The organism is Streptomyces sp. NPDC054956, from assembly GCF_053609185.1.
The window spans coordinates 1-20210 of the sequence record NZ_JBSGXB010000067.1; the positions used below are offsets into that span (position 1 = coordinate 1).

Consider the following 20210-nt stretch of genomic DNA (forward strand, 5'->3'; position numbering starts at 1 on the left):
TAGCACCCCGAACGGGGTGCCGGCCCTCCGGCGTACGTCGTTCGGCCTCAGTCGCCGATCTTCTTGGCGGAGCCGTAGCCGGCGAAGGCGCCGAGACCCAGGAAGAGGAAGGTCAGGGGGTCCGCGTCTTCCTTCCAGATGTCGACCAGACCGGAGACGCCGATCGTGTCCAGCACCTCGCCCACGCCGACGTTGGCGGCTCCGGCCATCGCGAGCGCGTAGAAGAACAGCTCGCCGAGGAAGACCGAGGCGACCGAGAAGGCCGCGCCGACGATCGGGAGGATCGGGTTGCGGCCGCCGAGCTTGCCCGCCGCGAAGCCGACGATGGCGCCGACGCCGACCGCCGCGTAGCCGATCTCGCGCTCGATGGCGTTCATGATGCCGCCGTACGCCGCGGCCGCGACCAGGGCACCCACGAGCGCGGCGACGATGCCGAGGCCCACGTTGCCCGGGCGGACCGGGGCCGGGGCGAGGAAGTCGGCGCCGGACTGGGCCGGGGGCGGGGTCAGGAAGGAGGCGCCGGACTGGGCCGGGATGCCCGCCGGGGTCTGGGCGGCGTCGGTCGCGGGGTTGGCGGACTCGGGCGCGGGCGGCTGGAACTGCTGGCTCATGGAGAAATCCCCCCCAGGGATTCGGGCGCAAGGGAACCGCACGGCTGTACGTGGGGTGTATGCGCGAGATAAGTCGCCGCAGGCTAGCAGCAGCCCGCGACATCCGTGGAGGGGGTTTCGGTCAACCGGGACGGGGCAGGCGGGGCGGGCTACAGGCGGTGCGCGGCGCCCACCGGGCTGGCGCCCCGGGTGTCCAGGAGCAACTGGGCCTTCACCGCCAGGCCTTGGAGGTCGTACGTGCGGTGGTGCTGGAGCAGGATCGTCAGGTCGGCGTTGGCCGCGGCCTCGTACAACGATTCGGCCCGGGGGACCGGCTGGTCCCTGACGCGCCATCCGCCGATGTACGGGTCGTGGTAGCTGATCAGCGCCCCGAGGTCGAGGAGCCGGCTGGCGATCTCGCGCGCCGGGGAGCCCTCCTGGTCGGCCAGGTCCGGCTTGTAGGTGACGCCCAGGAGGAGGACGCGGGCGCCGCGGGCGGACTTCCCGTGCTCGTTGAGCAGGGTGGCGCTGCGCTGGATGACGTACTGGGGCATCCGGTTGTTGATCTCCTGCGCCAGGCCGACCATGCGCAGCGGGTGGCCCGGGGTGCGGGTGGTGTGGGGGAGGTAGTTGGGGTCGAGGGGGACGCCGTGGCCGCCGACTCCGGGGCCGGGGCGGAAGGCCTGGAACCCGTACGGCTTGGTCTCGGCGCACCGGATGACGTCCCACAGGTCCACGCCGAGGTCGTGGCAGAGCACGGCCATCTCGTTCATGAGGGCGATGTTGACGTGCCGGTAGTTCGTTTCCAGGAGCTGGACCGTTTCGGCCTCGCGCAGGCCGCGGGCGCGCACCACCTTCTCGGTGAGGCGGGCGTAGAAGGCGTGCGCGGACTCGGTGCAGGCGGGGGTGAGGCCGCCGATCACCTTGGGGGTGTTGGAGATGCCGTGCGTGCGGTTGCCGGGGTCCAGGCGGCTGGGGGAGTAGGCCAGGTGGAAGTCCCGGCCGGCGCGCAGCCGGGAGCCCGATTCGAGGATCGGGCGCAGGTAGTCCTCGGTGACGCCCGGGTGGGCGGCCGATTCGAGGATGACGGTGGTGTGCGGGCGCAGCCGCGCGGCGAGCGTGCGGCCCGCCTCGCCGACCGCGGACAGGTCGAGTGCGCGGTCCGCGCCGAGCTGGGTGGGGGCGCAGATGACGGCGGTGCGGACCCGGCCGAGTTCAGCGGGGTTGGTGGTGACCCGGAAGCCGGCCGCCGACATGCGGCGGATCTCGGCGGCGGTGAGGGTGGAGTCCGTCGCCGGACCGCTGTCGTAGCCGACCGTCTCGATCCCGGCGGCCACGGCTGCCTGGGCGAGCGGGAGGCCGAGATGGCCGAGTCCGATGACGGCGAGATCTGCGGGCATGGGGCTGCCGTCCCTTCCCTTCCCTGACATGCATGTGGGGGCGGTGCGCGCAAGTCCTGTGGAGGAGGAGAGCTGGCGCAATGTCAGACTAGGCGTATATATGACAGATATGTCGTATTCAGGGGTGCTGGTCGTCGTCGTGTTATCCACAGGCGGTGGCTGATGTGGATGCGGCCGGTCAGAATCATGAACGGGCGATGTGAGCGGGATCACCCACATCGGGTGGGATGACCGCATAGGGCGGACGCGGCGACCCGCGTCTACGGGAGGCAGGCAGCCGTGAGGACTGGGACAGGGGCAGGGACGGGCGCAGGTTCGGGTACGGGTACGGGGGCGGGGATGGGCGCGGGAGGAGGGACCGCGGCACTGGGGCCGGTGCAGCGCGCCGAGGCACTCGCCTCGATGGCCGAGCGGGAGCTGGACGTGCTGGTGGTCGGCGCGGGCGTGGTGGGCGCCGGCACCGCCCTCGACGCCGTGACCAGAGGGCTGGCGACCGGGCTGGTGGAGGCGAGGGACTGGGCCTCCGGCACCTCCAGCCGCTCCAGCAAGCTGATCCACGGCGGGCTCAGATACCTGGAGATGCTCGACTTCGCCCTCGTGCGGGAGGCACTGAAGGAGCGAGGCCTGCTGCTCGGGCGGCTCGCGCCGCACCTGGTCAAGCCGGTGCCGTTCCTCTACCCGTTGCAGCACAAGGGGTGGGAACGGTTCTACGCGGGCTCCGGCGTCGCGCTGTACGACGCGATGTCCATGTCCAGCGGCCACGGGCGCGGGCTGCCCACCCACCGCCACCTCTCGCGGCGGCGCGCCCTGCGGATCGCGCCGGCGCTGCGCAAGGACGCGCTCGTGGGCGCCCTGCAGTACTACGACGCCCAGATGGACGACGCGCGCTACGTGGCGACCCTGGTGCGCACGGCCGCCGCGTACGGGGCGCAGTGCGCCAACCGGGCGAGGGTCGTCGGCTTCCTCCGGGAGGGCGAACGGGTCGTCGGCGCGCGCGTGCAGGACGTGGAGGGCGGCGGGGAGTACGAGATCCGCGCGAAGCAGGTCGTCAACGCCACGGGGGTGTGGACGGACGACACCCAGGCGCTGATCGGGGAGCGCGGGCAGTTCCACGTGCGGGCGTCGAAGGGCATCCACCTCGTTGTCCCGAAGGACCGGATCCACTCCTCGACCGGGCTGATCCTGCGGACCGAGAAGTCCGTGCTGTTCGTGATCCCGTGGGGCCGGCACTGGATCGTGGGCACCACGGACACCGACTGGGACCTGGACAAGGCGCATCCGGCGGCGTCGAGCGCCGACATCGACTACCTGCTGGAGCACGTGAACTCGGTACTGGCGGTCCCGCTCACCAGGGACGACGTCCAGGGGGTCTACGCGGGCCTGCGGCCACTGCTGGCCGGGGAGTCGGACGCGACGAGCAAGCTCTCGCGCGAGCACACGGTGGCGCACCCGGTGCCGGGGCTGGTGGTGGTGGCCGGCGGCAAGTACACGACGTACCGGGTGATGGCCAAGGACGCGGTGGACGAGGCCGTGCACGGCCTGGACCAGCGGGTCGCTGAGTGCGTGACGGAGGACGTGCCGCTGGTGGGCGCGGAGGGGTACCGGGCCCTGTGGAACGCGCGGGCGCGGATCGCGGCGCGGGCCGGGCTCCATGTGGTGCGGGTGGAGCATTTGTTGAACCGGTACGGGTCCCTGATCGAGGAACTGCTGTCGCTGATCGCGGCGGACCCCACGCTCGCGGAGCCGCTGACGGGCGCGGACGACTACCTCCGGGCCGAAGTCGTCTACGCGGCCTCGCACGAGGGGGCGCGGCATCTGGACGACGTGCTGACGAGGCGTACGCGGATCTCGATCGAGACCTTCGACCGGGGAACGAGATCGGCCCGGGAATGCGCGGAGTTGATGGCTCCGGTTCTGGGCTGGGACAAACAGCAGATCGAGAAGGAAGTGGAGCACTACGAGAAGCGGGTGCAGGCGGAGCGGGAATCGCAGCGTCAGCCGGACGACCAGACGGCGGATGCCGCGCGGCTGGGGGCGCCGGACATCGTCCCGTTGTAAGTCCGTCACATCGAGGGGGGAACCGCGGACCCGGGGCTCCCGTCCGTTGCGGAGTAAGGGACAATGAGGGTTCTGCCGGGGCGGGTTACCGGGCACCCCGGCTGCTGCCGGGGCAACCGGAACAGGCGGCACGATCGCAGAGGGGACGCATGTCGAAGCCGGAGCACACCGAGTCGCCGGAACCGTCTGTCGGGACGGGATCGCCGGTGCCTCCGGCGGCCACCCCCGCGGACCCGAAGCCCCCGGCCGTGAAGCCGCGGGGCGCGAAGTCCAGTGCTGGTCAGGCGGTTGCGGATGCCGCGAAGCCGGCGGCCGAGTCCGCGGCCGAGGACATACCGTCGGCCGGGTCGGCGGAGCCGCGGGACGCGGTCGCGGACCCGAAGCCCGCCGTCGCGAAGCCGCGCACGCGCAAGCCCGCGACGGCGAAGCCGGCGGCCGCGAAGCCCGCGCCGCGCAAGGCCGCGGCCGCGGAGCCGGAGGACGCGAAGCCCGCGGCTGCGGAGCCCGAGGACGCGAAGCCCGTCGCCGTTGAGGCGGAGGCGGCGGTCGTGGAACCTGGGGCTGCGGAGGCCGAGGTGGCGAAGCCTGCCGCCGCGAAGCTCGAGTTGCGCAAGCCCGCGGCCGCCAAGGCCGGTGTGGCGGAGCCGGAAGACGCGAAGCTCGAGTTGCGCAAGCCCGCGGCCGCGAAGGCTGTTGCCGAGCCGGAGGATGCGGAGCCCGTTGCTGCCGTGCCGGAGCCGCGCGAGCCCGTCGTGGTGGAGCCGCAGGACGCCAAGCCCGCTGCCATGAGCAAGGCCGACGAGGTGGCGGCCGCCGTCAAGGCGGCCGCGGCCAAGGCGGGGGAGGGCCCGCAGGACGAGGGCCGGCTGCTCGCGGGCCGCTACCGGCTCGGCGACGTCCTCGGCAAGGGCGGCATGGGCACCGTCTGGCGCGCCGAGGACGAGACCCTCGGCCGCACCGTCGCCGTCAAGGAACTCCGCTTCGGCACCGGCGTCGACGACGACGAGAAGCGCCGCCTCATCACCCGCACCCTCCGCGAGGCCAAGGCCATCGCGCGGATCCGCAGCGGCGGAGCGGTGACCGTCTACGACGTGGTCGACGAGGACGGCCGGCCGTGGATCGTCATGGAGCTCATCGAGGGCCCCTCGCTCGCCGAGTTCGTCCGGGAGAACGGCCCGCTGACGCCCCGTCGCGCCGCCGAAGTCGGCCTGGCCGTGCTCGACGTACTGCGTGCCGCGCACCGGCAGGGCATCCTGCACCGCGACGTGAAGCCCTCCAACGTGCTCCTCGCCGACAACGGCAACGGCCGCGTGGTCCTCACCGACTTCGGCATCGCCCAGGTCGAGGGCGACCCCTCCGTCACCTCCACCGGCATGCTCGTCGGCGCGCCCTCGTACATCTCCCCGGAGCGCGCCCGCGGTCAGCGCCCCGGCCCGCCGGCGGACATGTGGTCGCTCGGCGGTCTGCTCTACGCCTCGGTCGAAGGCGTGCCCCCGTACGACAAGGGATCGGCCCTCGCGACGCTCACCGCCGTGATGACCGAGCCGGTGGACCCGCCCAAGAACGCCGGTCCGCTGACGGACGTGATCTACGGCCTCCTCGTCAAGGACCCGGCCCGACGTCTCGACGACGACCGCGCGCGGGCGATGCTGACCGCCGTGATCGACGCGCCCGAGCCGCCGCCGGCCCCCGTGGCGGCCGCGACCGCCGAGGAAACCCGGCAGATATCGCTCGCCGCGGCGCAGGAGGCCGCGGAGAAGGCGGACGCGGAGAAGGCCGCCAAGGCAGCGGAGAAGGCGGAGAAGAAGGAACGCGAGCGTCGTGAGCGCGAACAGCGCGAGCGTGCCCGCGCCGCGCTGAAGTCGGCCCGCAAGGCGGCCGCGGCGAGCGCCCCCGTGGCGGCGACCGCCGCCGAGCCCCCGACCTCGCGGCCCCAGCCCGTCGCGGCGCCGCTCACGGACGTCGTGCCCCGCCGCACCATCGCCCTCGCGATAGCCGGCGTGGTCGTCGCGCTCGCGGTCATAGGCTCGCTCATCGCCTACGCCATCGGCGGGGACAAGGGCGACGCCAAGCAGGACGGCAAGCACTCTGCTGCCGCCTCCAGCCCGGCGGCCGGGCAGTCGCCGGCCGCGTCGCCCTCGCCGAAGACCGGGGACCAGGCGGCCAACGGCGGAGCCGGCTCGCCGAGTCCGGGCCAGTCGCCGGGCACCGGCACCGGTACGGGCGGCACGGGCACCACCCCCGGTCAGGGCCAGGGCGCCACGCCCGGGGGCCCCGGGGGCGCGCTCCCGCCCGGGTACTCCACCGTGACCGACCCCGGCTTCCACTTCTCGATGGCGATGCCCGACGGGTTCAAGCCGACCGGCACGGTCGGTTCGAACTCCGGTGTCATCTACAGCCGTGACGGCGGATTCCCGCGGATCCAGGTCGACTTCAACAGCTCGCCGGGCGACGACGCGCGCGCGGCCTGGGCCGAGCTGGCCCCCGCGGTGGCGGGCAGCAGCTCCAACTACAAGCTGCTGCGCCTCGCGGTGGTGGACTACCGGGGCTACCCGACCGTGGCGGACTGGGAGTTCGAGCGGGACCAGAAGGGTATGAGGGTCCGTGTACTCGACCGCGGGTTCAAGGTCGACGCGAAGCGCGGCTACGCCATCATGATCAGCTGCGCGGCCGATCAGTGGGACGCGGAAGAGTGCACGCAGATGCGCAACACGGCGTTCCAGACCTTCCAGCCGCAGGGCTGAGCCGGGCCCGGGGCGGACCCGGGCCGAACTCGGGCCCAAAGCCGGGCGAGTGGCGCGCGAGCGCCGGGCGAGCACCGGGCGAGCGGGGCGGACCCGGGGCGAGCCTTGCCAGGGCCGGGACGCGGGCGCCCCGGGCGTCGTATCGTGTCAGCGGGACCGGGGGGACGGGCCCTACTGCTCTCGGGGGAGGCGATGTGGAGGACTACGCGGGCCGGATCCTGGCCGACCGCTACCGCCTGCCGCTGCCTCCGTCGGACGAGTACGAACTGATCGAGACCCGGGCCTTCGACACGCGGAGCGGGCAGGAAGTCCTCGTACGGCAGGTGCCGTTGCCGGAGGTCGTGGACGCGGAGCTGCTGGACGGCACGCGGGGCGGTCCGGCTGCCGCCGGGGTCCGGCGCGCCTCCGGTGAACTGCCCGCGGTGCGCAGGGCGATCGAGGCGGCGCAGGCGGCGGCCTCCGTGCCGGACCATCCGCGGCTGGACCAGGTCTTCGACGTGTTCGCGGAGGGCGGGTCGCTGTGGATAGTGAGCGAACTCGTACCGGCCAGACCGCTGGCGGCGCTGATCGCCGACGAACCGCTGACCCCGTACCGGGCGGCGGAGGTCGCGGCGGACGTGCTGACCGCGCTGCGGGTGCTGCACGCGCACGGATGGACGCATCGGAACATCACCACGCGGACGGTACTGATCTGCGAGGACGGCCGGGTCGTCCTGACCGGCCTGGCCGCGGGCGCGGCTGAGGACGCCCTGTGCGGCTACGACCCGGTCCCGCCGAGGGAGGGCGCCGGGCGGCCCGAGGACGAGGGCTACGCGACTCCCGCCCGGCCGACGGGATACGGCTCCGGTGGCTCCGCCGGTTCCGGTGGCGCCCCGGGGGCCGGCCCCCGGACCGGACCCGGGCCCGGCACGGCCCCGCTGACCGGACCGGCGACGGGACCCGCGACCGGACCCGCGGCCGGGCCGGTGACCGGCTACGGCGCAGGGTCCGGCGAACTCGCGGTGAGCGGCCCGGGTTCCGGCTACGGAGCGGATCCCGGCGAGTCCTCCGGGAGCGGTGCGGGCCCGGCCGTGCGCGCGCCCGGCTCCGGGGCCGAGGCGCCCGGGTACGCGCCGCTCGTGGCTCCGGGGTACGACACCGGGCCGCGCTACAGCGACCACATAACCCCCGGCGGCGCCGGGGAGCGGCCCGATCTGAAGGCGGCCGCGCGGGCCGGGGCCATCGCCGCGTACCGGGCCGGGGCACAGGCCGCCGCGAGGATCACCGAGCAGCGCAAGGCGGGCGCCGATCCGGGAGCGGAGCCGGCGGCGGAGCCGAGGCCCGAGGGGTCGAACCTGCCGCAGGGGTACTCGTACCCGTACGGCGGTCCGGAGGGCGGTGGCAGCTGGCACGGCGCCACCCCGCGCCGGCAGGCCCTGCCCGCGGCGGAACCCGAGCCGCAGGCTCCGCCCACGCCCCGGGACACGGACCCGCAGGGGGTGCCGGCCGCACCGGCCGCCCAGCCTCCGCAGAGCACGCGGCCCCCGCAGGCCGCGCCGCACCCGCAGCCCCCGCAGGCTCGCCCGAACCGGCAGGCGCTGCCCAGCGTGCCGGCCCGTCCCGTGCTGCCCGCGCAGCTCTCCCTTCCCCAGGGCTACCGCCAGGCCGAGGCCCCGGACTCCCGCTACGGGCAGCCGGCGCGGCCCGCGACAAGCGACGCCGCCGGGTACGGGCAGCCGGCGCAGCCTTCGGCGGACGGCGCAGCCGGGTACGAGCCGCAGGCCCCGGCTGGCGGTGCTCCCACGTACGGGCAGCCCGCCCCGGCAGGCGGTGCTCCCGCCTACGAGCCGCAGGCCCCGGCGGGCACTGCTCCCGCGTACGGGCAGCCCGCCCCGGCCGGCAGTGCTTCCGTGCAGGGGGCCGGGTGGGGGAGCGGGCCCCGGAGCGGGCTCGATGCCGAGCGGGCCCGGCAGACGCGGATGGCCGTCGTCGGGGCCGTGACCGAGCGCTGGTCGCCCGAGCAGGCGCAGGCCGTGCACGGGCCGTGGCAGCTGGCCGCTCCCGTCGGGCCCGCCACCGACCTCTGGGGGCTCGGTGCGCTGCTGTACCGCGCCGTGCAGGGCCACGCCCCGTACCCCGAGGACAGCGTCGCCGAGCTCGTGGAGCTGGTCTGCGCCGAGGCCCCCGCCTTCGCCGAGGAGTGCGGCCCGCTGCGCCCGGTCGTGGAATCGCTGCTGCGCCAGGACCCCACCGAGCGCCCCGACTTCGAGGAGCTCCGCGGCTGGCTGCGCTCCCTCGTGCGCTCCGCGCCGGAGCCCGACGGCGGCTTCGCCCTGCTGCACCCGATGCCGGAGCCGGACCCCGCCCGGCTGCCCGTCGTACGGCGGCGGGCCGAGCTGCACGGCCGCCACCGCAGCGCCGAACACCCCCGCAAGCCGCGCTCGCTGGGGCGTTCCCTGCTGCTCGGGATACTCGTCCTGCTCGCGGGAGCCGTGGCCTACGCGATGTTCTTCATGCCCCGGTCCGCGGACCAGGGCGGGCAGAAGGCGGCCGGGATGGGGCAGCCCACCACGCATGCGCAGAGCCCGGGCAAGAGTCCGGCCAACAGCCAGGGCCCGAGCCGCAGTCCCGGCCCGACGCCGAGCCCCTCGGCCAGTCCGCCCGAGTCCAAGCCCGCGCCGCAGACCAAGGCCGCCGCTCCGCCCGGGTACACCACCCAGCAGGACGCCGAGCACTTCGAGATCAACGTCCCGAACGGCTGGGACCGTCGCGGAATCAACGAGTCCGGTCAGGTGCGCTACACGGAGGGGGAGTTCGCCCTGACCGTGGTCCCCGGCCGGGACAAGGTCGAGGGCAACCCGGACCCGGCGACGTACCAGAAGGACAAGGAGCCCGAGCTGGCTCCGTACCGGAGCTCCACCTGGTCCAGCGTCGGCGACATCAAGTCCACCAAGGTCGGCAACCAGCTCCGCGTCACCGGCCGGTACACGTGGATCGACGGCAACGGGCGCTCCGTCGTGGCCCGCAACTTCGTGGTCGCGCTCGGCGGCTCGTACCACGTCGTCCTGGTCACCGGACCGCTCGATCAGGAGGGCAAGGTAACCGAAGCCTTCGAGCAGGCGACGGCCAGTTACCAAGCGGGCGGCTGACGAAGAATCAGTACGGCAATTGCGTCACAGTGCTGCCCAACGGCCTCCGAGAGGTACCGACGGCGCCCGCGCGATCCGTAGTCTGGCCGGAAGTGCACAGAGCGGCGGCGGAGATTCGTGGAAGAGCAGACAGGCGCGGGTGCGGTGCTCGCGGGCCGGTACCGGCTGGTGGAGCCCATCGGCAGGGGCGGCATGGGCAAGGTGTGGCGCGCGCACGACGAGCTGCTGCACAGGACCGTCGCCGTCAAGGAGCTGACGGCGGGCCTGTACGTCAACCAGGCCGACCGGGACGTCATGCACGCCCGGACGCAGAAGGAGGCCCGGGCCGCGGCCCGCATCCAGCATCCCGCGGTGGTCACCGTCCACGACGTCCTGGAGCACGACGACCGGCCGTGGATCGTCATGGAGTACATCGACGGCCCCTCCCTCGCGGACGCGGCGAAGACGGCCGGCCGGATCGAGCCCCGCGAGGCGGCCCGGATCGGGCTGCACGTGCTCGGCGCGCTGCGGGCCGCGCACGCGGTCGGCGTACTGCACCGGGACGTGAAGCCGGGCAACGTGATGCTCGCCAAGGACGGGCGGGTGATGCTCGCGGACTTCGGCATCGCCGCGATCGAGGGCGATTCCTCCATCACGCGCACCGGTGAACTCATCGGCTCCATCGACTACCTGGCCCCCGAGCGGGTCACGGGCGGGTCCCCCGACCCGTCCTCAGACCTGTGGTCGCTCGGCGCGACCCTGTACACGGCCGTCGAGGCCCGCTCGCCGTTCCGCCGTACGTCGCCCATCTCCAGCCTCCAGGCCGTGGTGAACGACGAGCCGCCCGCCCCGGCCCACGCGGGCGCGCTGGCCCCGGTCATCACGGCGCTGCTGCGCAAGGACCCGGCGCAGCGGCCCTCGGCCGCCGAGGCCGAGCAGATGCTGCTGCAGGCGATGGAGGGCCGGGAGCCGAGGGCGGCCCAGGCGTACGTACCGACGCGCGCGCTGGGCTCCGAGGAGCTGTCCCCCGCCCGCAACGAGCCGACGGACACGGGCACGGCCGCGCTGACGGAGCCGGGGCAGGGGCACGGGCCGGGGCACGGGCAGGTACAGGTGCCGGGGCCGGAGGCGGGCAGGTCCCCGTCGGCCGGGCGGCCGGCCTCGGCGGATTCCGTGGGCGGCCGCGTCAAGCGCGCGGCGGTCGTCGCCCTGGTGGCGGCGCTGCTCGGCGGCGGCGGGGTCTTCGGGGTGCTGAAGTACACCGGCGACGCGGGCGCGGGCAAGACCTCGGACAAGACGGTCGGCGAGTCCGGAACCGGGGACTCCAAGGGGCAGCGGGAAATGCCCGTGCCGGACGGCTGGCGCAAGGTCGTCGACCCGGAGGGCTTCACCCTGTTCGTGCCGGACGGCTGGACCCGCAAGGTGAACGGGTCGCAGATCGACTACACGCCGGACGACGGCAGGCACTTCCTGCGGCTCGCGGTGAATCCGAAGCCGGAGTTCGAGAACCCGTACGCGCACATGCTCGACCTGGAGAAGCAGGTGGCCAAGCGCTCCGACTACGTGCGCCTGACGCTGCTGCCGAACACCTTCAGGGGGCAGGTCAAGGCGGCCCTGTGGGAGTTCAGCCTGACCGAGAAGGCGGGGGTGATCGCCGGACCCCGCAAGGCCGTCGAGCAGATGTACTACGAGCAGGACGGCACCGAGTACGCGGTGTACATGTCGGGTCCGGCCGCGGACTGGGCGACGACGCGGTCGCAGTTCGACACCGTGCTCAGCGGCTGGCAGCCGCGGCCGGCGGCGGGCTGAACGGGCCCCGTTTCCGCCATCCTGCCAGCGATCACTGGCAGAAATGGCAAAATCCGGTTACCGGCGGGTACCCAAAGCACCCCCGGGCGCAATACGCTCACGGCCATGACGGACACGCAGGCCCCGGCCCCCCTCCGCAGCGCCCCTCAGCCCACCAACCCGGTCGCCCCGGCCCCGGCCGGCGCCCGGAGCGCCGCCGACGTGGTGACCCCAGAACTGGTCACCCGGCTGACCCGCGGCGTGGCCGGCTCCGGCCGCACCGCCAACCACAGCCCCTTCACCGGGGACAGGCTCGCGGAGCTGCCCGAGGCCAGTCCCGAGGACGTGGCCGCCGCCTTCGCCGCGGCCCGTGCCGCGCAGCCCGCCTGGGCCGCCGTGCCCGTCCGCGCGCGGGCCGCCGTACTGCTGCGCTTCCACGACCTCGTCCTCTCCCGGCAGGCCGAGGTGCTCGACCTGATCCAGCTGGAGACCGGCAAGGCCCGCCTGCACGCCCACGAGGAGGTGCAGGCCGTCACCGTCGCCGCCCGGCACTACGGCCGCAAGGCGCCCTCGTACCTGCGCCCCAAGGGCCACACGGGCGCCATGCCCACGCTCACCAAGGTCACCGAGCTGCGCCAGCCGCGCGGGGTCATCGGCCAGATCGCCCCCTGGAACTACCCCCTCGAGCTGTCCATCGGCGATGCCCTGCCCGCCTTCGTCGCCGGAAACGCCGTCGTGATGAAGCCCGACACCGAGACCGCGCTCACCGCCCTGTGGGCCCGCGATCTGATGATCGAGGCGGGTCTGCCGGCCGAGGTCTTCCAGATCGTCCTCGGCGAGGGCCCGGTCGTCGGCCCCGAGGTGGTCCGGCACGCCGACTACGTTTCGTTCACCGGCTCCACGCGTACCGGCCGCGAGGTCGCCCAGGGCGCCGCCGCCCGCCTGATCGGGGCCTCCCTCGAACTCGGCGGCAAGAACGCCATGCTCGTCCTGCGCGACGCCGACGTGGAGAAGGCAGCCGCCGGAGCCGTCCGCGCCTGCTTCTCCTCCGCCGGCCAGCTCTGCATCTCCATCGAGCGGCTGTACGTCCACGCCTCGATCGCGGACGAGTTCGTCGCCCGCTTCGCCGCCCGCACCAAGGCCATGCGCCTGGGCTCCTCCCTCGCCTACGGCGCCGACATGGGCTCGCTGGCCGGCGAGCGCCAGCTGGAAGTCGTACAGCGGCACGTGGACGACGCCGTCGCCAAGGGCGCCACGCTCGTCGCGGGCGGCATCGCCCGCCCCGACATCGGCCCGCTCTTCTACGAGCCGACCATCCTCGACGGGGTCGAGGCCCCCATGGCGGTGTGCGGGGAGGAGACCTTCGGCCCGGTCGTCTCCATCTACCGCTTCACCGACGAGGACGCGGTCATCGAGGAGGCCAACGGCACCCCCTACGGCCTGAACTCCAGCGTGTGGACGAAGGACTCCCGCCGCGGCCACGCCGTCTCGGCCCGCCTGCGCTCCGGCACCGTCAACATCAACGAGGGCTACGCGCCCGCCTACGGCAGCGCCCAGGCGCCCATGGGCGGCATGAAGGAGTCCGGCCTGGGCCGCCGCCACGGCTCCGAGGGCATCCTCAAGTACACCGAGGCCCAGACCGTCGCCCACCAGCGGTTGCTGCCGATGGCGCCTTCGCTCGGCATGGACGACGAGAAGTACGCGGCGTTCATGACCCGCAGCCTCAAGGTCATGAAGGCGTTCCGACTCCGCTAGTCCGCAGGTTCGTTCCGTTTGGGAGGCACCGCAGTGTCGTACGACTACGACGTCATCGTCATCGGATCGGGATTCGGGGGGTCGGTCTCGGCACTGCGGCTCACCGAGAAGGGCTACCGGGTCGGCGTCCTGGAGGCGGGGCGCCGGTTCACCCGCGAGAGCCTGCCGAGGAACAGCTGGGACCTGCGCAACTACCTGTGGGCCCCGGCCCTCGGCCTGTACGGGATCCAGCGCATCCACCTGCTCGGCAACGTGATGGTCCTCGCGGGCGCCGGGGTGGGCGGCGGCTCGCTCAACTACGCCAACACCCTCTACGTGCCGCCCACCGCCTTCTTCGAGGACCGGCAGTGGGCGTCCATCACGGACTGGCGGGACGAGCTCGCCCCGTACTACGACCAGGCCAAGCGGATGCTGGGGGTGCGCCTCAACCCGACGATGACCCCCTCCGACGTCCACCTCAAGGCCGCCGCCGCACGGATGGGCGTCGAGGACTCCTTCCACATGGCCCCCGTCGGCGTCTTCTTCGGGGACGGTCAGGACGCCGAGGGCCACGCGAAGGTCCGTCCCGGGGACGAGGTCGCCGACCCGTACTTCGGCGGCGCCGGCCCCGTCCGCAAGGCCTGCACCGAGTGCGGCGAGTGCATGACCGGCTGCCGGCACGGCGCGAAGAACACCCTGAACGAGAACTACCTGCACCTCGCCGAGCGGGCCGGCGCCGTCATCCACCCGATGACCACCGTCACCGCGCTCTCCGAACACCCGGAGGGCGGCTACCGGGTGCGGACGGTCCCCACCGACGGCCGGCGCCGCGGCAAGGCCAAGGTGCTGCGCGCCCGCTACGTGGTCGTCGCGGCGGGCACGTACGGCACCCAGACCCTGCTGCACACGATGAAGGACCTCGGCGAGCTGCCCCGCCTGTCGGACCGGCTCGGCGACCTGACCCGGACCAACTCCGAAGGCCTCGTGGGCGCGCAGACCGACGACCGCCGCTACCGCAAGCGGCACGGCAAGAACGGGCGGGCCGACTTCACCCGGGGCGTGGCCATCACCTCCTCGGTGCACCCCAACGCCGACACGCACATCGAGCCGGTGCGCTACGGCAAGGGCTCCAACGCGATGGGGTTCATGACGATCCTCCAGGTGCCCTACTCCAAGCACCGGGTACGGGCCTGGTTCGGGCGGACCGCGAAGCACCCGGTGCAGCTGCTGCGCTCGCTGTCCAACCGGCGCTGGTCGGAGCGCACCATCATCGGCCTGGTCATGCAGTCCCTCGACAACTCCCTGACCACCTACCGCAAGCCCGGCGGCTTGGGGAAGGGCCTGCTCACCGCCCGGCAGGGCCACGGCGCGCCCAACCCGGTGCAGATCGCCGAGGCCACGCAGGCGGCGACGCTGCTCGCGCAGGAGATCAACGGGTTCCCGGGCAGCAACGTCGGCGAGCTGATGGGAACCCCGCTGACGGCCCACTTCCTCGGCGGCTGCCCGATCGGCGCCTCGCCCGAGGAAGGGGTGGTCGACCCGTACCACCGGCTGTACGGGCACCCCGGCATCTCGGTGGTGGACGGCTCGGCCGTCTCCGCGAACCTCGGGGTCAACCCCTCGCTGACCATCACGGCGCAGGCGGAGCGGGCGATGTCGTACTGGCCGAACAACGGCGAGAGCGACCCGCGCCCGGAGCAGGGTGCGGCCTACACCCGCCTGTCGGCGGTGGAGCCGATCCGCCCGGCCGTCCCCAAGGAGGCCTTCGGGGCGCTGCGGCTGCCGTTCCTCGCGGTGCCGCCGATCCCGCCGCGCGCGACGGAACCGGCCGAATGACCGGGCGGGTACGGCGCTCCCCCTCCGAGCGCCGTACCCGCCGCGGTACATAAGTGACAGGTGTTCCGCCCTGATGGTTGTACCGGAATCCGTTCCGCCGGTCTGTGGCATCCGTCACGTGGTGAAGCGCGCGGCCGAGGGGCCGTGAACGGCGCACAGAAGAACGGCCGGCCCGGGGCGTCCCCTGGGCCGGCCGTCTTTTTTGGGGTGACCGGGCTGCTGTCCCCTGCCGTCCGGTCACGCGAAGGAGCGAGGTCCCACGACGCGCGCTCCACGGGGCGCACGCCTCATCGCTCCAGCGGAGCCACGCGTGGTGTTGCGGTCCCGCGCCTGGCTGGCACGGACACCCGCATCAACGAAGGGCCCCGGGGGCGGTCACGGTCCGGACGGGTGACGAACACCCGTCACGGCTCAGGCGGACGCGCGCCACGGCCTCGGACGGACACCCCGTCACGGCCTCGGACGGACACCCGTCACGGCCTCACACCCGGCCGCGGCACAGCTCCAGCAGGGTCATGGCGAGCGAGGTGCCGGGCTTGCCGAGGGCGTCGCTCCAGTGCGTCAGGACCTCCATCTCGCGGGACAGGTGCACGCGGCGCCCGCCCGAACCGATCCGGGCCTCCTGGATGACGGCCGAGACGGCCATCCGCTCCTGGATCAGTCCGATGATCCGGTCGTCGAGGGCGTCGATCCGCTCGCGGGAGTCGGCGATCAGCTGCTCGGGGGTGGTGGTGATCGTGGTCATGGTCGGTCTCCTGTGGGTGGGGGCCGACGGGAGCGGAAACGCGGAGCGCCCCGGTCCTGTCGGACCGGGCCGCTCTGGGAAGTCAGCGGCTCAAGCGAGCATCACGATGACCCATGGCGACCGGACCGGCCGGTGCCATAGGTAAAGAGGAAGCTCAGCTGCTTGCGCATGGAACGGATTATGACCCTCTGCCCCGCTCCGGGCCAAGCCGATTCGGATGGTGAGACGAAGAGGGGTACAGGTCCCCCGTTAGAATCGACAAAACAGCCACCTCTTCCGCCGGAAGGCCGCCCCGTGCCAGAAGCACCCTCCGCCGCCCACGACAGCGCCCCGGACACGGTTCTCGTCGTCGACTTCGGCGCCCAGTACGCCCAGCTCATCGCCCGCCGCGTCCGCGAGGCACGGGTCTACTCCGAGATCGTGCCCAGCACGATGCCCGTGGCCGAGATGCTGGCCAAGGACCCCAAGGCGATCATCCTCTCCGGCGGCCCGTCCTCCGTGTACGAGGAAGGCGCCCCGCGCCTGGACGACGCGCGCGCCCTCTTCGAGGCCGGCGTCCCCGTCTTCGGCATGTGCTACGGCTTCCAGCTGATGGCGGTCACCCTCGGCGGCCAGGTCGACAACACCGGCGCCCGCGAGTACGGCCGCACCCCGCTGGCCGTCTCCAAGGCCGGCTCCACGCTCTTCGAGGGCACCCCCGAGAACCAGTCGGTGTGGATGTCCCACGGAGACGCCTGCTCCGCCGCGCCCGAGGGCTTCTCCGTCACCGCGTCGACCAACGTCGTCCCGGTCGCCGCCTTCGAGAACGACGAGAAGAAGCTGTACGGCGTGCAGTACCACCCCGAGGTGATGCACTCCACGCACGGCCAGCAGATCCTGGAGCACTTCCTCTACCGCGGCGCCGGCCTGGCCCCCACCTGGACCACCGGCAACATCGTCGAGGAGCAGATCGCGGCCATCCGCGAGCAGGTCGGCGACAAGCGCGCCATCTGCGGCCTGTCCGGCGGCGTGGACTCGGCGGTAGCGGCGGCGCTCGTCCAGAAGGCCATCGGCTCGCAGCTCACCTGCGTGTACGTCGACCACGGCCTGATGCGCAAGGGCGAGACCGAGCAGGTCGAGAAGGACTTCGTCGCGGCCACCGGCGTGCAGCTGAAGGTCGTCGACGCGCAGGAGCGGTTCCTGAACGCGCTGGCCGGCGTCTCCGACCCGGAGACCAAGCGCAAGATCATCGGCCGTGAGTTCATCCGCGTCTTCGAGCAGGCGCAGTTGGAGATCCTCCAGGAGGACGGCCCCGCGGTCGCCTTCCTCGTGCAGGGCACCCTGTACCCGGACGTCGTCGAGTCCGGCGGCGGCACGGGCACCGCGAACATCAAGTCCCACCACAACGTGGGCGGCCTCCCCGACGACATCGAGTTCGAGCTCGTCGAGCCGCTGCGCCAGCTGTTCAAGGACGAGGTCCGGATGGTCGGCCAGGAGCTCGGCCTGCCCGACGAGATCGTCCAGCGCCAGCCCTTCCCGGGCCCCGGCCTCGGCATCCGCATCGTCGGCGAGGTCACCAAGGAGCGCCTGGACCTGCTCCGCGAGGCCGACGCCATCGCCCGCCACGAGCTCACCGCGGCCGGCCTGGACCGCGAGATCTGGCAGTGCCCGGTCGTCCTGCTCGCGGACGTCCGCAGCGTCGGCGTCCAGGGCGACGGCCGCACCTACGGCCACCCGATCGTGCTGCGCCCCGTCTCCTCCGAGGACGCGATGACCGCGGACTGGACGCGCATGCCGTACGAGGTGCTCGCGCGGATCTCCACCCGCATCACCAACGAGGTGCCGGACGTCAACCGCGTGGTCCTGGACTGCACGAGCAAGCCGCCGGGCACCATCGAGTGGGAGTAGTCCCGCCCGCCCGCCGGTCGGGCTGGAGCAAGACGTGACACGAGGCCGCCGTTCCCGCCCGGGAGCGGCGGCCTCGCCGCATGTATGGCCTCTTCGGCCGCTCGCCGGTACCTTGCGCCGCGACCTTGAAGGAGGGGCCATGGCCGAGCAGCCAGCACGCGCAGGCGAAGGAGCGTTCGCACCCGCACCCGTGCCCGTGGAGCGGCTGGGTTTCGAGATGCCGCCGGTGTTCGCCACCGCCGGCGAGGAGCGCGCCCACCGCAAGGAGCGGCTCGCCGGGGTGCTGCGGCTGCTGGGGCGGCTCGGCTACGAGGACGGGGTGGGCGGCCACGTCAGCGCCCGGGACCCGGAGTTCGAGGACTGCTACTGGGTCAACCCCTTCGGCCGGGCCTTCGGCTCGCTGGGCCCCGGGGACCTGCTGCTGGTCGACGGGGAGGGCCGGGTCCGCCAGGGGGAGCGCCGGGTCAACCAGCTGGCCTTCGCCGTGCACGCCGCCGTCCACCGGGCCCGGCCGGGGGTGGTGGGCGTCGTCCGCACGCAGGCCCCGTACGGCCGGGCGCTCGCGGCGCTCGGCGAACTGATCGCCCCCGTCACCCAGGAGGCCTGCGCCTTCTACGAGGACCACGCGCTGCTCGACGAGTACGCGGGCGTCGAGGACGCCGAGCGGATCGCGGGCGCGCTCGGCCCCTACAAGGCGCTGGTCCTGCGCAACCAGGGGCTGCTGACCGTCGGCGACTCGGTGGACGCCGCGGCCTGGTGGTTCATCGCCGCGGAGCGCGCCGCGCAGGTGCAGCTGATCGCGCGGTCGGCCGGGAAAGCGGTGCTCATCAGCCACCACAGCGCGGTCGCCACGCGGGAGCGGTTCGGGTCCGATCTGGCGGCCTGGGTGAACTGCCAGCCCCTGCTGGAACAGGTGGCGTCAACATCATGAACGGTTAATCACCTGCTCTGACATCGTGCGCAATCCGGAGCACTGCCGCAGTGGTGCACAATTCGCTGGCATTGCACCGTAGTTCAGAGAGGCGGCACGCTCGTGGCTGTCCAAGAGATGTCCAGAGGTACTCATACCGCGGCCTGTGCCTGCGACGACTGCGCACGGGAGGGACACCGCCGCGCCGTCGCCGCGTTCCTGGAGAAGCGCGACGAGTTCGCCGCCGGGCAGGGGCTGCCGGCCGCCGTCGCCCGCTCCGCCGGGGCGTCCCGGCAGTGGGTGTCCGACGAACTGACCCTGTCCGCGCGCACGGTCGCCGACCGGGGCAGGGAGGCCGGGCACTCCTGGCTGTACCTGCTCTCCCGGCGGGCCGTGCTCGCCGTGTGGATCGCCGCCGGGGTGCTGCTGCTGGTCCAGGTCGGCACCGCGCTCGGCACCGGCTGGTCGACGGCGCGCACCGCCGGGCTGCTGGCCGCGCTCACGCTCGCCGCCCTGCTGACCGTGGCGGCCCGCGCGCAGACGGTCCGGGGCGGGCTGCTGGCCCCGCTGGTCGGCGAGGACAACCGGCTGTCCACCTCCAAGGCGGTGCCGAGCGCCTGGCTCGTGCTCACCGCGTTCGCGACGCTGCTGCCCGCGCTGCGGCTCGCGGCCTCCTCGCCCGGACCGGAGCGCCAGGCGCTGTACGCGGGGCTCGCCCTCGACCGGGCGCTGCCGCTGCTGGCGGTGCTGTCGCTGACCTCGGCGGTCGCGGTGGTCGTGCGCCGCGTGGTCTCCGTACGGATCATGGGGCAGCGGCTGCAGAAGCTGCCGGCGGACCGGCCGACCGGGGCCGACCTGCTCACGGACGACGCGGGCCGGGGCTCCTTCCCGGACGCCCAGTACGTCCTGGTCTCCACGGTCGTCCTGGCCTTCGCGGCGGTGTCGCTGGCCCGGTTCCCGGACCGCCTGCCGCAGCTGCCGTGGGCGCTGGCGCTGCTGGTGGCGCTGTCCGCGGCCGTGTACCTGGCGGCGAAGTACGCCGAGGGCAGCCGCCCGCTGGTGCTGTCCGTGGTGCGCAGACGGGAGCCCGGGGATCTGGACGCGGCGATCCGCCCCGGGGACGACATCGAGATCCGGGGCGTGGGGTTCGTGCCGCCGGGTGCGCAGACGCCGGAAATGCTGGCCCGGCTGGTGGTCCGGGTCGGGGCGGTCCACGTGCACGTGCCGCTGGTCCCGGTGGCGGGCGGTTTCACCAACCCCTCGGACGCGGTGCTGACCGTGCCGGTGCCCGCCGAAGTGGAACCGGGGCGCATCGAGGTCCAGGTGGTCACCGCCGCCGGAGTGGAATCCAACGGGTGCACGATCGAGGTGGCCGAGTGAAGGGGGTACACGTGGCCGGGTGAAGGGGGTA

General features: G+C 73.3%; 12 protein-coding genes. 9 read left to right on the forward strand and 3 right to left on the reverse strand.

What is annotated here, in order from left to right; all coding sequences use genetic code 11:
* Nucleotides 1–47: 47 nt before the first annotated feature.
* Together ACWGDE_RS14060 and ACWGDE_RS14065 are read right to left on the reverse strand one after the other, a co-directional pair.
* Nucleotides 48–611: a hypothetical protein gene (locus ACWGDE_RS14060; RefSeq protein ID WP_453389232.1), complete on the reverse strand. Its 564-nt coding sequence runs from the start codon at nucleotides 609–611 to the stop codon at nucleotides 48–50.
* A 149-nt stretch (nucleotides 612–760) separates the two neighbouring features.
* On the reverse strand, nucleotides 761–1990 hold the full coding sequence (locus ACWGDE_RS14065; protein WP_453389233.1) for a nucleotide sugar dehydrogenase: 1230 nt from the start codon (nucleotides 1988–1990) through the stop codon (nucleotides 761–763).
* 339 nt (nucleotides 1991–2329) lie between these two features.
* On the opposite strand from ACWGDE_RS14065, the gene ACWGDE_RS14070 reads away from it, so the two are divergent.
* From ACWGDE_RS14070 to ACWGDE_RS14095, 6 genes are all read left to right on the forward strand, one after another.
* Nucleotides 2330–4048 carry a glycerol-3-phosphate dehydrogenase/oxidase gene (locus tag ACWGDE_RS14070; protein ID WP_453389234.1) on the forward strand — a complete coding sequence of 573 codons (1719 nt, stop codon included), beginning with the start codon at nucleotides 2330–2332 and terminating at the stop codon, nucleotides 4046–4048.
* Between the two features lie 206 nt (nucleotides 4049–4254).
* Entirely contained in the window at nucleotides 4255–6792 is a 2538-nt protein-coding gene (locus ACWGDE_RS14075; protein ID WP_453389235.1) for a protein kinase domain-containing protein, read from the forward strand.
* A gap of 194 nt (nucleotides 6793–6986) precedes the next feature.
* Entirely contained in the window at nucleotides 6987–9920 is a 2934-nt protein-coding gene (locus ACWGDE_RS14080; RefSeq protein WP_453389236.1) for a protein kinase, read from the forward strand.
* A 117-nt stretch (nucleotides 9921–10037) separates the two neighbouring features.
* Nucleotides 10038–11708 (forward strand): serine/threonine-protein kinase, encoded by a 1671-nt coding sequence (locus ACWGDE_RS14085; protein WP_453389237.1) that lies wholly within the window; start codon nucleotides 10038–10040, stop codon nucleotides 11706–11708.
* Nucleotides 11709–11813: 105 nt separating this feature from the next.
* On the forward strand, nucleotides 11814–13442 hold the full coding sequence (locus ACWGDE_RS14090) for a succinic semialdehyde dehydrogenase (RefSeq protein ID WP_453389238.1): 1629 nt from the start codon (nucleotides 11814–11816) through the stop codon (nucleotides 13440–13442).
* A gap of 18 nt (nucleotides 13443–13460) precedes the next feature.
* On the forward strand, nucleotides 13461–15257 hold the full coding sequence (locus tag ACWGDE_RS14095) for a GMC oxidoreductase (protein ID WP_453389239.1): 1797 nt from the start codon (nucleotides 13461–13463) through the stop codon (nucleotides 15255–15257).
* A 481-nt stretch (nucleotides 15258–15738) separates the two neighbouring features.
* Here the strand turns inward: ACWGDE_RS14095 and ACWGDE_RS14100 are convergent, their stop codons facing one another.
* Nucleotides 15739–16002 carry a chorismate mutase gene (locus tag ACWGDE_RS14100; protein ID WP_453389240.1) on the reverse strand — a complete coding sequence of 88 codons (264 nt, stop codon included), beginning with the start codon at nucleotides 16000–16002 and terminating at the stop codon, nucleotides 15739–15741.
* Between the two features lie 294 nt (nucleotides 16003–16296).
* Between ACWGDE_RS14100 and guaA the strand changes: the two genes are divergently transcribed.
* From guaA to ACWGDE_RS14115, 3 genes are all read left to right on the forward strand, one after another.
* Nucleotides 16297–17889: a glutamine-hydrolyzing GMP synthase gene (guaA, locus tag ACWGDE_RS14105; protein WP_453389241.1), complete on the forward strand. Its 1593-nt coding sequence runs from the start codon at nucleotides 16297–16299 to the stop codon at nucleotides 17887–17889.
* A 139-nt stretch (nucleotides 17890–18028) separates the two neighbouring features.
* Nucleotides 18029–18820 (forward strand): class II aldolase/adducin family protein, encoded by a 792-nt coding sequence (locus tag ACWGDE_RS14110; RefSeq protein WP_453389242.1) that lies wholly within the window; start codon nucleotides 18029–18031, stop codon nucleotides 18818–18820.
* Between the two features lie 117 nt (nucleotides 18821–18937).
* The gene (locus tag ACWGDE_RS14115) at nucleotides 18938–20179 is read left to right on the forward strand and encodes a hypothetical protein (RefSeq protein ID WP_453389251.1); all 1242 of its coding nucleotides are present in this window, start codon (nucleotides 18938–18940) and stop codon (nucleotides 20177–20179) included.
* Nucleotides 20180–20210: the final 31 nt, after the last annotated feature.